The organism is Bacillus sp. GW821-FHT11D08, from assembly GCF_058808515.1.
This window is the reverse complement of sequence record NZ_JBXARS010000004.1, coordinates 123991-138751: the sequence shown is the minus strand read 5'-3', so window position 1 is coordinate 138751 and position 14761 is coordinate 123991. Positions and strand designations below refer to the sequence as shown.

The 14761-nt window shown below is 40.4% G+C and carries 13 protein-coding genes and 2 pseudogenes; 13 read left to right on the top strand and 2 right to left on the bottom strand.

What is annotated here, in order from left to right; genetic code table 11:
- Positions 1–66: 66 nt before the first annotated feature.
- The 3 genes from xylB (at position 67) to AC1RRX_RS10205 (ending at position 5148) form a co-directional block, all read left to right on the top strand.
- The gene (gene xylB / locus AC1RRX_RS10215) at positions 67–1566 is read left to right on the top strand and encodes a xylulokinase (protein ID WP_144464307.1); all 1500 of its coding nucleotides are present in this window, start codon (positions 67–69) and stop codon (positions 1564–1566) included.
- 173 nt (positions 1567–1739) lie between these two features.
- Entirely contained in the window at positions 1740–4337 is a 2598-nt protein-coding gene (gene ppsA, locus AC1RRX_RS10210; protein WP_144464305.1) for a phosphoenolpyruvate synthase, read from the top strand.
- A 334-nt stretch (positions 4338–4671) separates the two neighbouring features.
- Positions 4672–5148 carry a hypothetical protein gene (locus AC1RRX_RS10205; protein ID WP_041482441.1) on the top strand — a complete coding sequence of 159 codons (477 nt, stop codon included), beginning with the start codon at positions 4672–4674 and terminating at the stop codon, positions 5146–5148.
- Here AC1RRX_RS10205 and AC1RRX_RS10200 read toward each other — a convergent pair.
- On the bottom strand, positions 5120–5218 hold the full coding sequence (locus AC1RRX_RS10200) for a YjcZ family sporulation protein (protein WP_003154037.1): 99 nt from the start codon (positions 5216–5218) through the stop codon (positions 5120–5122). The genes AC1RRX_RS10205 and AC1RRX_RS10200 overlap by 29 nt on opposite strands.
- An 812-nt stretch (positions 5219–6030) precedes the next feature.
- Here AC1RRX_RS10200 and AC1RRX_RS10195 point away from each other — a divergent pair.
- Both AC1RRX_RS10195 and AC1RRX_RS10190 read left to right on the top strand, forming a co-directional pair.
- The gene (locus AC1RRX_RS10195; protein ID WP_108724953.1) at positions 6031–6216 is read left to right on the top strand and encodes a hypothetical protein; all 186 of its coding nucleotides are present in this window, start codon (positions 6031–6033) and stop codon (positions 6214–6216) included.
- A 414-nt stretch (positions 6217–6630) separates the two neighbouring features.
- Positions 6631–6885: pseudogene (locus AC1RRX_RS10190) on the top strand (DinB family protein); the annotation flags it as partial.
- Positions 6886–7035: 150 nt separating this feature from the next.
- Here AC1RRX_RS10190 and adhP read toward each other — a convergent pair.
- On the bottom strand, positions 7036–8052 hold the full coding sequence (gene adhP, locus AC1RRX_RS10185) for an alcohol dehydrogenase AdhP (RefSeq protein ID WP_020955863.1): 1017 nt from the start codon (positions 8050–8052) through the stop codon (positions 7036–7038).
- Positions 8053–8347: 295 nt separating this feature from the next.
- Here adhP and AC1RRX_RS10180 point away from each other — a divergent pair, with 295 nt between their 5' ends.
- The 8 genes and pseudogenes from AC1RRX_RS10180 (at position 8348) to AC1RRX_RS10145 (ending at position 14710) form a co-directional block, all read left to right on the top strand.
- Positions 8348–8491: a hypothetical protein gene (locus AC1RRX_RS10180; protein ID WP_007611678.1), complete on the top strand. Its 144-nt coding sequence runs from the start codon at positions 8348–8350 to the stop codon at positions 8489–8491.
- Between the two features lie 181 nt (positions 8492–8672).
- Positions 8673–9089 carry a UPF0715 family protein gene (locus AC1RRX_RS10175; RefSeq protein ID WP_144464303.1) on the top strand — a complete coding sequence of 139 codons (417 nt, stop codon included), beginning with the start codon at positions 8673–8675 and terminating at the stop codon, positions 9087–9089.
- Positions 9090–9124: 35 nt separating this feature from the next.
- Entirely contained in the window at positions 9125–9886 is a 762-nt protein-coding gene (locus AC1RRX_RS10170; protein WP_144464301.1) for an N-acetyltransferase, read from the top strand.
- A gap of 232 nt (positions 9887–10118) precedes the next feature.
- Positions 10119–10661 carry a GNAT family N-acetyltransferase gene (locus tag AC1RRX_RS10165; RefSeq protein WP_007410345.1) on the top strand — a complete coding sequence of 181 codons (543 nt, stop codon included), beginning with the start codon at positions 10119–10121 and terminating at the stop codon, positions 10659–10661.
- A gap of 273 nt (positions 10662–10934) precedes the next feature.
- Positions 10935–11174: pseudogene (locus tag AC1RRX_RS10160) on the top strand (hypothetical protein).
- A gap of 594 nt (positions 11175–11768) precedes the next feature.
- Positions 11769–12248 (top strand): DUF4944 domain-containing protein, encoded by a 480-nt coding sequence (locus AC1RRX_RS10155; RefSeq protein ID WP_007410343.1) that lies wholly within the window; start codon positions 11769–11771, stop codon positions 12246–12248.
- A gap of 559 nt (positions 12249–12807) precedes the next feature.
- Complete coding sequence (locus tag AC1RRX_RS10150) at positions 12808–13428, top strand: DUF3885 domain-containing protein (protein WP_020955870.1); 621 nt, start codon at positions 12808–12810, stop codon at positions 13426–13428.
- A gap of 208 nt (positions 13429–13636) precedes the next feature.
- Positions 13637–14710 carry an LLM class flavin-dependent oxidoreductase gene (locus tag AC1RRX_RS10145; RefSeq protein ID WP_012117638.1) on the top strand — a complete coding sequence of 358 codons (1074 nt, stop codon included), beginning with the start codon at positions 13637–13639 and terminating at the stop codon, positions 14708–14710.
- The last annotated feature ends 51 nt before the right edge of the window (positions 14711–14761 follow it).

Sequence of the window (14761 nt, the reverse complement as noted above, 5' to 3'; positions counted from 1 at the left end):
TCATGAAGTTACTGTTATGGCGGGTCATTTCAATGGAGATCTATTTAGAGAGGAAGGAGTGAAAAAATGAAGTATGTCATTGGAATAGATCTTGGTACGAGTGCCGTTAAAACCATTTTAGTCAATCAAAACGGCAAGGTTTGTGCAGAAACGTCCAAAAGTTACCCGCTCATCCAAGAGAAGGCGGGATATAGTGAGCAAAATCCTGAAGACTGGGTGCAGCAAACAATTGAAGCATTGGCTGAATTGATTTCGATATCCAACGTTCAAGCCGGGGATATTGACGGGATTAGCTATTCAGGACAAATGCATGGGTTAGTACTGCTTGATCAAGATCGGCGGGTGCTGCGTCATGCGATTCTTTGGAATGATACCAGAACGACGCCTCAATGTAGCAGGATGACCGAGACATTTGGCGATCATCTGCTTGATATCACAAAAAACCGTGTCCTTGAAGGGTTTACATTACCTAAAATGTTATGGGTGAAGGAACATGAGCCTGAACTTTTTAACAAAACCGCTGTTTTTTTGCTTCCGAAAGACTATGTGAGATTCCGCATGACTGGCGCCATTCATACCGAATACTCCGACGCGGCGGGAACGTTACTTTTACATATGACCCGCAAAGAGTGGAGCGATGAGATTTGCAATCAATTTGGTATTTCAGCGGAAGTTTGTCCTCCGCTTGTTGAATCCCATGACTGTGTAGGATCGCTGCTTCCGAGCGTTGCGGCGGAGACTGGGCTGTTGGAAAAAACAAAAGTGTACGCCGGGGGAGCAGACAATGCATGCGGTGCTGTCGGAGCCGGTATTCTTTCTTCCGGAAAAACATTATGCAGTATCGGGACGTCAGGAGTCATACTTTCCTGTGAAGAAGACAAAGAAAGGGACTTTAAAGGGAAAGTGCACTTTTTTAATCATGGAAAGAAGGATTCTTTTTATACGATGGGAGTCACGCTCGCTGCTGGATACAGCTTAGACTGGTTCAAAAGAACGTTTGCGCCGAACGAATCGTTTGAACAATTATTACGGGGGGTGGAATCTGTTCCGATAGGAGCAAATGGACTGCTGTACACTCCTTACTTAGTCGGTGAAAGAACGCCGCATGCTGATTCATCTATTCGGGGAAGCTTGATCGGAATGGACGGAGCCCATAAAAGAGAGCACTTTTTGAGGGCGATAATGGAAGGCATCACATTCTCTTTATATGAATCAATTGAGCTATTCCGCGAAGCGGGAAAATCAGTTGATACGGTTGTCTCTATTGGCGGGGGAGCTAAAAATGAAACGTGGCTTCAAATGCAGGCTGATATTTTCAATACGAGGGTTGTTAAGTTAGAGAATGAACAAGGTCCCGCCATGGGGGCTGCGATGTTAGCTGCCTTCGGAAGCGGATGGTTTGACTCTCTTGAAGAATGTGCAGAGCAGTTCATTCATGAAGCAGCTGCATTTTATCCAAAAGAACAAAATGTTCAAAAATATAAAACACTATTCGAGTTGTATAAGAACATTTACGTTCACACAAAAGATCTCAATACAGCTTTAAAGAGCTTTCGACAAAAATGAAGAAAGAACCTCGCCAAATTGGCCAGGTTCTTTTTATATTGCACAAAAACAGACACGGTGATATAATCAGAACACGCGCGCTTTTTGTGTGAAAGTCATAGATATCCATCCTATATTATGATTATATCATGCTGAAAAGCTCTTGTCAAATTTTTTTGAAGGGGAGATATAGAATGAGTTCTTTGGTTCTCGGCATTCACGAAATTGAAAAAACACAGCCTTTGCTCGTTGGAGGAAAAGGGTTACATTTAGGGGAATTATCAAAAATTCAAGGAATACAAGTACCGGAAGGATTTTGTGTCACAACCGCAGGATATCAAAAAGCCATTGAACAAAACGAAACGTTACAAGCGCTGTTGGATCAACTGACCATGCTGAAAGTGGAGAATCGGGATCAAATTGGTGAAGTCAGCAAAAAAATCCGGCAAACCATTATGGAAGCAGAAATTCCTTCAGATGTAGTCAAAGCAGTTGCTTATCATCTCTCCCGGTTCGGCGAAGAACATGCCTATGCCGTACGTTCCAGTGCGACAGCTGAGGATTTGCCGCATGCCTCTTTTGCCGGTCAACAAGACACCTATTTAAATATTACCGGCGTCGATGCGATCTTGCAGCATATCAGTAAATGTTGGGCGTCTCTATTTACGGATCGCGCGGTCATTTACCGTATGCAAAATGGATTTGATCACAGCCAAGTTTATTTATCCGTTATCATCCAAAGGATGGTGTTCCCTCAGGCTTCGGGAATTTTATTTACCGCTGATCCGATGACCGGAAACCGAAAGCTGCTGTCCATCGATGCCGGTTTTGGACTTGGTGAAGCACTGGTCTCCGGCTTAGTCACTGCCGATTGTTATAAAGTACAGGACGGGCAAATCATCGATAAGAGAATAGAAACTAAAAAATTGGCTATCTATGGACGAAAAGAAGGCGGAACAGAAACACAGGAGATCGCTCTTGATCAGCAAAAGATTCAAACACTGACTGATGAACAAATTTTACAGCTGGCACGTATCGGGAGACAGATCGAAGCTCATTTCGGCCAGCCGCAAGATATCGAATGGTGTTTGGACCGCGATACTTTTTATATTGTTCAAAGCCGTCCGATCACAACGTTATACCCCGTTCCTGAAGCGAACGATCAAGAAAATCACGTCTATATCTCTGTTGGTCATCAGCAAATGATGACGGATCCCATAAAACCCCTTGGATTGTCTTTTTTTCTGTTGACGACTGCTGCACCCATGCGTAAAGCCGGCGGAAGGCTATTCGTTGATGTCACACATCAACTGGCATCTCCTAATGTCAGAGAAGTTTTCTTAAAAGGCATGGGGCAGCACGATCCGCTCTTAAAAGACGCACTTATGACCATAATAGAGCGAGATGATTTCATTAAGCCGATACCGGATAAAACGGCGCCGATTCCCGGCAAAGGCAATGCAGATATGCCGGATCAAGCTGAAAACGATCCGGCAATTGTTTCTGATTTGATTAAGAGCAGTCAGGCATCGATAGAAGAGTTAAAACAAAACATCCAGACGAAATCAGGATATGATTTATTTCGTTTTATTTTGGAAGATATCCAGGAATTAAAGAAGATTCTATTTAACCCAAAAAGTTCAGTGTTGATTCGAACTGCAATGGATGCTTCATTATGGATTAACGAAAAAATGAACGAGTGGTTAGGTGAAAAAAACGCAGCAGATACGCTTTCTCAATCTGTACCCCATAATATTACTTCAGAAATGGGGCTTGCGCTATTGGACGTCGCCGATGTGATCCGCCCTTATCCAGAAGTCATTGCCTATTTAGAGAATGTAAAAGATGATCACTTTTTGGATGGGCTGGTGACGTTTGAAGGCGGGCGGGAAACCCGTGACGCTATCTATGCTTATCTCAACAAGTACGGAATGCGATGTGCCGGAGAAATTGATATGACAAGAACTCGATGGAGCGAAAAACCAACTGCACTTGTCCCTATGATTCTTAATAATCTCAAAAACTTTGAGCCAAATGCCAGCCAGCGGAAATTTGAGCAAGGGCGGCAGGAGGCGTTGAAGAAAGAACAAGAGTTATTAGACCGATTGAAGCAATTACCGGATGGTGAACAAAAAGCCAAAGAAACTAAACGAATGATCCGCATCATCCGGAACTTCAGCGGGTTCAGGGAATATCCAAAATACGGCATGATCAGCCGCTACTTCGTTTATAAGCAGGCTTTACTGAAAGAAGCCGAACAACTCGCAGAAGCGGGCGTTATTCATGAAAAAGAAGACATATACTATCTCACTTTTGAAGAACTTCAGGAAGTCGTACGCACACATAAATTGGATTACCAAATCATCAGCACACGAAAAGGCGAGTACCAAGTATATGAAAAACTAGCTCCGCCGCGTGTTATCACGTCTGACGGTGAAATCGTTACAGGCGAGTACAAACGAGAAAATCTCCCGGCCGGAGCGATTGCAGGGCTGCCCGTATCCTCGGGAGTCATAGAGGGGCGGGCACGGGTTATTTTAAACATGGAAGATGCCGATTTGGAAGATGGGGATATATTAGTTACCTCCTATACTGATCCCAGCTGGACACCATTGTTTGTATCCATAAAAGGCCTGGTCACTGAAGTTGGCGGACTGATGACCCACGGAGCGGTTATCGCGCGTGAATACGGCTTACCTGCAGTTGTCGGAGTTGAAAATGCAACCCAATTGATAAAAGATGGGCAGCGAATACGCGTTCATGGAACAGAAGGCTCTATTGAAATATTATAATAGCGGGGGTGTGCAGCACGTCACCAGATATTTCCCGCATTTTACTAAGAAAAGCCGGAACCTCTTAGAGGAGGAATCCGGTTTTTTTTATGTGAAAATGACTTAATGTGTGAACACCGCATTTTGTGGGCGGACTCTTTTTAAATGAGTGTGGAAGGCCGCTAAGATACCAAACAAAAAAGATTCAGTGACTAAATCTAACAAATGACAATTTTATAAAGGTGAGTAATATCCTTTTTAAGTCCACAACATCTGTAATCCTGATGAATTAAAAACGCCTTAGTAACAACTATTTAGGAGCTATGTTCATGAACAAGTCTTTATTCAAAACAAAATGACATTTTGGGTTAATGGCGTTAAAGATGAAGATAAGTCTGGTGTCTTTGAAAGAGAAAAGTCTGCAGAAGATACAACGGGCCCATCATCAAACATGATGAGCGGTTGGACTGGAGATGTATCAGGTTGTTTAGGCGATAAGAATATAAGCCAATGGGCAATCACAGGTTTAGCTATTTTATATGGAACTGCTTGCGAATTGTTGATTTTCGGAATCGTTTTTAAAGAATGGATCACAACACCTTTTGGATTGTTCGCCTCATTCTTCATAGCGGCAATATTGGCGCAGGCAGGGGAGGAAACTCTCCCGCTTACCAGAGTAAAAATAAAAAATGTTTATCTCAGATTGGTTTTTTTAAAAAGTAAAAACGCCATAAAACTTCTTATGGCGTCTGTCCGAACTAAGGGATGCAATGTTTGGGAGACGAATATAAATCGTCAATGTGCTAGAAAAGGAATGCAGCACCTACAATGATTAACAAAATGAACAGCACAACGATCAATACGAAAGAGCTTCCGCCATAATTTCCACCGTAGTTCCCCATATTATTGCCACCTCCTGTTGTTAGGATAGTACATAATATGCCGGACGATAAAATTCGACATAGATTTAAGTCTAAATAAGAAAAAATGAATGTTATGTCTAAAATGAAGAGCTTCTAAAACAATAAAATAATGGGAGGTTAACTGAAAGAGAGAAATGGATGGGACGGTTTGCTGTTTAAAGAGGAGGGATATGGCTAAACATGCAATAAAACTGTGTATGAAAGTGGTGAGCCATGAAGTTACTTCATCATGCAGAGCCACATACGAAGAGGTACAGGGAAATTATAGTTAACGAAAATATTCATCATTTCCCGGGCAAGCGCAGTATACGACAAATCAAAACAAATCACAAAGGGACGGAAGGTACGATACAAGGAGGCTGCTTGCGGGTTTGTGATGCCGATAAAGTTTCCGTTTCAAAAAGGTCATATGTTTATTCGACACTTCACCTTTATTCCTGCAGAATGCTTGGAAAAGAAAGTCGGCAAAACTGCCGACTTTCCTAACGGAATTTAGATCTCAACAGATCTAAAGAAACCATTGACACTATCACCGGTGCCGCTATCATATTTCAGGATGTATTCTCCTTTTTGGTTAACGCTGAATTCTTGAATGAACGTTTTCCCCGCATTTAATGTCGTAGAGGATATAAGGAAGAAGTTGCCTGATTGAGTGAGGTATAACGATGACCGGGACGGCTGAGGATCAACTGAAACGAAGTATATTCCCGGGCAAGGAATATTTCTTTAACCTGAAACTTTTATAAAGCATTAACGTATTACTTTATAAAGGTAAGTAAGGAGGCTTCTGAATGGGATTAAAAAATTTCTTTAATACTGAGTTAAAATGCTCTATCTGCGGAAAAACATTAAAATCAGGGGATCAGATAACAGCTTATCTTACACTTCCGAGTGAGAAGAAGATGCCTGTGGGGAGAATGGATAAAGTGTTAAGCAAACACTCTGATAAGGTCTGCTGTAAAAAGTGCAGTGAGTAGGTTTTTAGTGTTATGAGGAACCTCTGGCGGGTTTCCTCATAACAAATATCAACCAATTAAATTAGAAAAAAGCGAAATTGTGATGATTAAAGTAGATAAAGAACTGAGGGATACCAAAGGGATCATTTTTCGTTTACTTTGCTTTTTTGAAGGTTTGTTTAGCTCGTGGATCACTGCACCCCATAAAAGCATGGATGCTAAAATGATAAGACTCATATGTAACAACACTCCTTTGTTTCTATAAATTTTACCATATATATCACAAGGATGTCGATTGAACGAACATCTCTATAAAAAGAAGATGTTTATCTAAAATTGTTGAGAGATTCAGTGAACTATTATGCAGATTAAATTGGGCCTGTGAAGATGAAGCTGTATACATAAGCAAAGGTTCAACAGCCGTTTTATTGAATATCAGATGAATTTGCGGCGTCTTATGAAGAACTGGCTTCACAGTTTGAAGAATGGATGAATAGCCAAACAGATGTAGAACAAAAAATGAACTTAAATAACCCTTGGTTAGGTTACAGAGAAACTGCTTACTCAGAAATTTTATTCCATGTTGCCAATCACGGAACTTATCATCAGGGCAGCATAACAACTATGTTAAGACAGCAGGGCTACGCTTCGGCAATGAATGACCTGGCATTATATTGGTATCAGGGTTAGTTCAGGCAGTACTTGCAAAATGAATAACCGACGAATGGTCTGCAAAGTTTCTTTTCTGAACTAAATGACAAAGTCTCATTCAGTCTGGGTGGGGCGCCGAGCAAGAATCGAGATCAAAGGCTGCCGTATCATTCCCGGCAGCCTTAATGATTAGGAAGTAAAATCGATAACCATGCGGCCGGTCACTTTACCTTGCTCCATTTCTTCAAAAATATCATTCACATCTTCAATCGGGCGTTTTGTCACTTTAGGTACAACTTTACCGTCTGCAGCAAATTGAAAAGCTTCCTTCAGGTCTTCTCTGGTACCTACTAATGAACCTACAACCTGAATTCCATCTAACACGAGACGGGGAATATCTAAATCCATTTTGTCCACCGGTAAACCGACAGCGACTACGCGAGCTCCTGCTTTTACAACATCAATCGCTTGATTGAAAGGGGTTTTAGAGACAGCCGTGATGACCACAGCATCAAGCCCTAAATCGTTAGTCACTTCTTTTGCTTTAGCGACGGGGTCTTCGTTTAAACTGTTTACAACCGCGTCAGCGCCTAAGCTCTTAGCAAAATTCAATTTTTCGTCGCTAATGTCGAACGCAATCACTTTAGCGTTAAAGACATTTTTTGCATATTGAACAGCCAAGTTGCCTAAACCGCCGACTCCAAATACACCGATCCATTGACCTGGCTTAATTTCACTGACTTTAACGGCTTTATAAGTTGTTACACCTGCACAAGTAATGCTGCTTGCTGCTGCAGGATCTAAATTTTCCGGCACCTTTATTGCATAATCAACCGCTACGATTGCTTCTTCAGCCATTGCGCCGTCAACTGTATAGCCGGCATTTTTTACATCGCGGCACAAGGTTTCACGGCCAGTTAGGCAATATTCACAGCAGCCGCAGCTTTCAAACATCCAGGCAATAGAGACGCGGTCGCCCTTTTTCAAACTTGTTACACCTTCACCGATCTCAGTTACAATGCCTATTCCCTCATGACCTAGAGTGACGCCAGTAACATCCCCGAAATCAGCATTTTTAACATGCAAGTCAGTATGACATACACCACAGTATTCCATTTTAACTTTGGCTTCACCATGTCGTAAAGGACGTAATTCTTTTTGTACGATCGCTATACTTTTGTCTTTTGTTGCTACTACTGCTTTCAAATCATGCACCCCTTTCGAATATTGGCAGAAAATTTTTACTTATCTTACAATTTAGCACACTGCTCTCCTTTTGAAAACCCTTACATTTTTTGCGGACAAGTGTCTCTACAAAAGTTGAGGGAGCTATGCATTTGTCATCCGAATGGTGTTTAAATGGGGGGGTAGTCTCCAAATGCACAGAATGCTTTGAATTTGTGGTCGTAATCTTTCTGTCGATATTTGACTTGCACTGCAGAGAATTACACTGGCAGGATATGATTTTACCCTTAGTAAAAAGAATTTCACGGATAATCATTTGAACTTGAGCGCGGCTGATAAGGTGAATGGTGATGCAAACAGAAATCATTACTTATTGATCACAAAAGGAGCCGGCTGCGGAGATGTGTGGATTAAAGGCTTTTACGGATTCGAACATGATGAGCCGGATGCAGATTGGTGAGCGATACACAGTCAAGGTATTTCCTTGACCTTTTTTAATGGCAATTAAAATTTGGATATTAAGATAGTGAATTGATGATCTGCCAAAAAAACATAGATCTTTTAAAGTGATGGATATATACTGATTTTAAACAATAGGAAAAAAATGAGAAATGTATTTTTATAAAAAGCAGGTGAACTATATGGGAGCGGCGACTTGGAGCAAAAGTCAAAGCTATACTTACACATTGGCTTTTTCAAGTTTGTCGTATGGTTTGATCTTCGGGCTATATATGTTTGTATACTCGGGTTTTGTGCCATTTGCATTGGTTACTGTGGTTATCATTGCTTTTTACGCATTTATTACTTACTTTTTGTTTGCTGTTCCTGTGCAACTATGGCTAAGAAAGAAGCCTAAAAAGTTTAGCTTGGTTCATCTTTTCATTTATACAGCAGTCGCTTTTTTAGCTGTGTTCTTGTTCTGGCACATAGATAATCCGTCAATTGATTTCACAGTTTTCAGAAGTTTCATTTATTACATAATGAGCATTGTTGCTGCGTTCATATATTGGTTCTGGGACTCTATATTTCTGAGAAATTACAATGTTCACTGCAAGTAAAGCTGGTGTTTCCAAAAGAAAGCGGGTGAGGAAAAATGAAATACATTGAGTTGACTAGAGGCAATATTGATGACAATCATATTTGCTGTGCATTAGGTACGAAACAATATGAGGATGCGGTAAATGAAAAGAAGAGCTGGCTCAAGGATCGGATGATTGATGGCTTGGTGTTCTATCGCCTAAACGAACGGGCAAAAGTTTTTATTGAATATTTACCTGCAGAAGAAGCGTGGGTTCCGGTAAGCGCACCTCATTTTATGTTTATTAATTGTCTTTGGGTCTCAGGTAAATATAAGAATAACGGACATGCGAAACACTTGTTAGAAAAATGTGTGTCAGATGCAAAATCCCGCGGTATGGATGGGATAGTTCATATAGTGGGGAAGAAAAAACTCCCTTATTTAAGTGATAAGCATTTCTTTGAACATATGGGATTTGCTGTGCAAGATGAAGCAGAACCCTATTTTCAGTTGATGTCACTGACGTGGAATAAACATGCATATCCTCCTGTATTTAAAAAACAGGTGAAAAGTAATTCCGTTAATGATGAGGGAATCACAGTATTTTATACAGCTCAATGCCCATTTGCAGTCGGATTGTTAAAGGATTTAAAGGAACTGACTGAAAAGAAAGGACTTCATTTTCAGGCCCGGCGAATAAAGTCAAAAGATATGGCGCAAAAATCCCCGGCAGTTTGGACGACTTTCAGCGTGTTTTATAATGGGACATTTCTCACTCATGAGATGATGAGCGTGAATAAGTTTGAAAAAATACTCAATAAGCTTTTAATGGCTTAACTTTGTTTTAATTACTATTCCTCGTTTCTATATTCGATACTGAGGGTTTTTCACGAAAATTGTTCAGTACTTTACATCGCGGGCGGCAAATGAATGATTATTGTTTTTGACAAAGATGATAACGTCCATCATTATAGTAAAAATAGATTGAGATAAGTTCTTCAACAAACGAAGAAGATCTGTTGAAGAAGTTCTTTTCAAAGATCGATAACAATGAAACAGGAGACTGCAAATGCAAAAAATTGAAACCCATCGCTTAATTTTAAGAAATTTTACGGAGAGAGATGCGCAAGGTTTGTTGGAATATTCGGCACATCCGAGAGTGAATTGCTTTCTTGATGACAGAATGTCTACGTTAGAAGAAGCTGCCGTAAACGTTCAAAAAAGAAGCCGAGATGACTCTTATATTGCAGTTTGTTTAAAAGACAGTAAAGATCTGGTCGGAGAACTATTTTATTTAAAAGAAGAGCCAGATACCTATTCTGTTTGTTGGAATTTCAATGCCCGTTTTGAAGGGAAGGGATACGCAAGTGAAAGTGCGAAGGCTTTCTTTGAGTATCTCTTTATGCAAAAAGAAGCAAGAAGGCTTTATGCATATGTTGAAGATGATAACTGCAGGTCACAAAAATTATGTGAAAGATTAGGAATGCGTAAAGAAGGTTATTTTCTTGAATTTATTTCATTTACTGCACACGAGGATGGAACACCTAAATATGAAAACACTTACCAATACGCATTGCTAAAGAAAGAATGGTTAAAACAAAAACATAGTTAATAGAATTTGTGGGGAAATAATCTCCCCTTTGTCGAAAAAACCTTGCTGAAAGCAGGTTTTTTTGTATTTAAGTTAAATACTTCATTAGGTTACCGATCATACCAATGGATTATGGAATTGAAAAAAGTACTTAGATTAGTAACGATCAAAAAGATTAAGCTTGAAGGTTGGGAAAAACATAAAATTCGTTATAGCAACGTTGTAAAATTGGAGAGAGGATGAATGTGATGGACATTTTGCAGTTTAACGACAGAAGGAGCGGGAAGTAATCGAATCAGCAATGATGCGCTCGAGAATGGAAAAGTGGTTGATAATCAAAATGTTAAAAGCTGTTCAGAATGAAATCACCAGTTTGATTATTGGAAATCCAGAATAACTGGTGGACGAGTTGTAACTGAAACTGATAATCAAGTGCTGGATATCATCAAACAAGCATACAATCTTGGAATGGTTGCGAAAGATAATATGCTTTTGAGAAATCAAGCAATTAACGCTTATAAAACATCTATTTAATTTTAAATCGGCGTTTCAGGTGAACTTTATATGATTTCTGTTTTCGTAAACATATTTAAAAACGAAATAAGAATTAAAATATGCAGACAAAGCAGCGAAGCATAACGCATAAAAGGTGTTATCAGATGTATGACCGTGCCTAAAAATAAAACTTATGAAGAAAGGAACTCTATACGTGAAATCAAATTTAGTTTCGTTTCTATTAGCATTGTCAGGATTTATATTCAGTATTTATATGCAGTCAATGGCTTACTGGAGCAATGACTCTATGCTGTGGTATTGGGTCGGTGCGGTTTTGTCGTATCTATTTGCTGCAGGATCAATGGGTACTCTGATTCTTACAAAAACAAAGACTCAATTCTAACAATAAGTTGTCTCATTTTAATGATTGTAACCGTTATGCTTATTTTCGTCACAACTTTTTGGACGACTTTTATCATTATTGCATGGCAGTCTGGGATGTGAAGCTAAGGGGAATATGATCTTCTTAGTATTTTTTTTATTCCTGGGATTAGAATCCCTTTTTATTATTCTTTCAAATTAAATGTAACAATTCTAATATTCATACGTTCTAAATGATAAAGGCGGGATGTCATGAAAAAACGTAAAGTCATTAAAACATTGCTGGTTATTATCACTGTTCTCATAATAGCAGCCGGATTTGCACTGTTTTCTTTAATTTCAGGAGAAAAAGTTAAATATATCGGCTATAGCCAAAGCAAGACGTGGGAAGCGTCAATCGAAAAATCAGGCAAGACCTCTATCGGCCCTAACTATTTCTTGAATTTGTATTACAGAGGTAATAAAGTGAATGAAAAGAACACGGTGATTAAGAGATTAACATTATTTGTTGACGGCCGGAAATATGGTGAAGATAAAGACTATCATCTTTCAGAATACACCGGAGAGAAATTAGAAGGCGGCGGAACGGGAGAAGACCATATTCAGACGTTTGAATATATGCCGGAACATGAAGTAATCGGTCATGAAATCACTGTCGAAGCAGCATGGAAAACCGATCATGAGTCCTATTCAGAAAAATTCAATCTGAAAAGAACGCATTGGTATGACTGAAAGAATAAAAAGAGGGCGGTATAACCCTCTTTTTGACGCAGAGCCTTTATTTTTGTCTGTTTTTTCCTCGATGTGCTGAAGTCGATAAAAGAGGGATTGGAGCCGATAAAATTACTTACTAAGACATACATAAAGAAACCATTAACAGCTCCCTGCCGGCATCCGTAAAAAAGAATGGATAATGAGATAAGCAATACAGCCGTAAGCAAGTCTGCAGCCAGACCTATTTTACGGTGAGACTGAAAATATGCTCTTAATCTTCTGATGTTGTTCAAAGCTGACACCTCTTGATGCTTATGATAAGAAAATAAACCCATTGAAATATATGTAACATCAATGAATAAGGTTGGAAACGGAGGGGTTCAAAGTTGGGGCGATCTTATGTAAAAGAAAGGATCAGGATGAATGTGACCAGCATCCACCCTGATCAATGGGGTTCACAGTGTTCTATTTCATTGTATTCCAATCGGAATAATATTACAAGGGTGAAAAAGAAATAAGCGGAATGTTTTCGGCTTCTTCTGCTTCTGGAGCGGGAAAAGGAAAGTGAGATGTTTGAATGAAAATAAATGATTATCTGAAGGAAAGGTTTCCGACTTTAAAATTAGTGCCCGGCATTTATCATCAATGGGACGTGGGAATTCATTTTTCTCTCGGCGGCAATATGTATCAATTTAATGAAAGCGGTGCTTTGAATCTTGAGTATTTTCAGCTTGTTCATCATCAAACCGCCGCACTTTTCAATGAGCTGTTTGAACATAGCGATGACTTGTTTCTTGTTGCCAACGTGTATAAGCACAAATCTCAAGGTAATCATGCGAGAAAATTAAAGGTTTATCAGCCGTTTCTGAAGTGTAAGGATGACTTATATCGGATTCAAGTGAAGACCTGTCCATGCCCGGTCGAAGAAGAATATGAAATGCAGCAGTTTTCTTTATTATGTAAACGGAAAGATCTGCGTATCCCCCAATTACTTAAGGCAGCCGTCCACGAAGATTTTCCGCTGAAGCCAAGGTTCGGGGGCTGTTCCGTTGGGTATCCCGATGTTTTCTTTGTGAATATGACAAAAGATATTATTTTCTTTCTGTATGATGACAGAGGGTGTGAAGTCATTGCTCTTGATGCCGGAAGAATACGAAAGCTTTATGATCAATATCACGATTGGATTGAATTGGACTGAAAATGAACACATGAATTCGAATCCGCTTGTGCCGGCTTTGTTCTTGCCTAGTCCGGCTGCATGAGTATATTGGGCAGAATTGAAGGACGCCAGAAACTTTTTTTCTCTCATACCACCTTCTGTATTTATTTTGAACGAATTCCTATTTGTAAAACGGCTGAATAGAATAACATAAAAGCTTTTTTACTCAGTGCAGGAGGAGAGAAATGTGAGGGCTGAACACCGTGATTGTATGGAAATTGGAATTTATTCATTTGCAGAATTATATCCCGATCCTCTGACAGGGAAAACAGTCAGCGCAAAGCAGCGGATAGATGAATTGATGAAGCTGGCGAAACTGGCTGACGACGCAGGGCTTGATGTATTCGGTGTAGGCGAGCATCATCGTCTTGATTATGCGGTATCTTCGCCGCCGGCCATCTTATCAGCGATTTCACAGATCACTGAAAATATTAAGCTGACCAGTGCCACGACTGTATTATCCACCGCAGATCCCGTCCGTTTATTTGAGGATTTTGCAACGCTTGATCTGATTTCAGACGGCCGGGCGGAAATCATTGCGGGACGGGGCGCATTTTTAGACTCGTTTCCTCTTTTCGGTTATGACGTAGGCCATTATAAAGAACTGTTTGAAGAACACATTGACCTTTTTTTAAAATTAAATTCCGGGGAAGAATCGGTTACCTGGAAAGGACGTTACCGGCCGCCGCTGCGCGAGGCAGAGATTTCTCCGCGGCCTTTTCGCGGAAGCATTCCGCTATGGTTAGGTGTTTCGGGGACTCCGGAAAGCGCAGAACGGGCCGGGCGTGCAGGTGCGGGGTTGGCATTAGCTGTACTGAGCGGTGATCCGATGTCATCTAAGCCGCTTGTTGACAAATACCGGGAAGCGGCTTCTAAAGCCGGTCATCCTCCGGAAAATGTGAAGGTTGCCGTAACCGGACATATGTTCATTTCAAAAACGAATGAACAGGCAATACAAGAATTTTATCCGTATCATTCAAATTACTGGTCTCACGTTCATTCATATCACGGGATCGATGAGCCTTTAACGAAGGAAGATTTTGAGCGGGCGTCCGGAAAAGAAACAGCTTTATTTGTGGGAAGCTCACAGCAGATCATTGAAAAAATCATGCATCAATACGAGTTATTCGGACATCAGCGATTTCTCGCGCAAATCGATATAGGAGGTATGCCGTTTAAAAAAGCCGCGGAAAACATCGAACGATTAGCAGCGGAAGTAGCACCGGTTATCCGAAAGGAAACCGGCAAATCCAGCGAATGAAGTTCTGCGCAAAAGGGGCGGGCCGGTCAATCGCGGATTCGATAACAGAAT

Excerpts from the sequence above, each read along its gene's own strand:
- ppsA (WP_144464305.1), top strand. The coding sequence starts at position 1,740 with ATGAGTTCTTTGGTTCTCGGCATTCACGAAATTGAAAAAACACAGCCT.
- AC1RRX_RS10175 (WP_144464303.1), top strand. The coding sequence starts at position 8,673 with ATGGGAGCGGCGACTTGGAGCAAAAGTCAAAGCTATACTTACACATTG.
- AC1RRX_RS10155 (WP_007410343.1), top strand. The coding sequence starts at position 11,769 with ATGAAAAAACGTAAAGTCATTAAAACATTGCTGGTTATTATCACTGTT.
- AC1RRX_RS10200 (WP_003154037.1), bottom strand. The coding sequence starts at position 5,218 with ATGGGGAACTACGGTGGAAATTATGGCGGAAGCTCTTTCGTATTGATC.
- AC1RRX_RS10165 (WP_007410345.1), top strand. The coding sequence starts at position 10,119 with ATGCAAAAAATTGAAACCCATCGCTTAATTTTAAGAAATTTTACGGAG.
- AC1RRX_RS10150 (WP_020955870.1), top strand. The coding sequence starts at position 12,808 with ATGAAAATAAATGATTATCTGAAGGAAAGGTTTCCGACTTTAAAATTA.
- AC1RRX_RS10205 (WP_041482441.1), top strand. The coding sequence starts at position 4,672 with ATGACATTTTGGGTTAATGGCGTTAAAGATGAAGATAAGTCTGGTGTC.
- xylB (WP_144464307.1), top strand. The coding sequence starts at position 67 with ATGAAGTATGTCATTGGAATAGATCTTGGTACGAGTGCCGTTAAAACC.
- AC1RRX_RS10170 (WP_144464301.1), top strand. The coding sequence starts at position 9,125 with ATGAAATACATTGAGTTGACTAGAGGCAATATTGATGACAATCATATT.
- AC1RRX_RS10195 (WP_108724953.1), top strand. The coding sequence starts at position 6,031 with ATGGGATTAAAAAATTTCTTTAATACTGAGTTAAAATGCTCTATCTGC.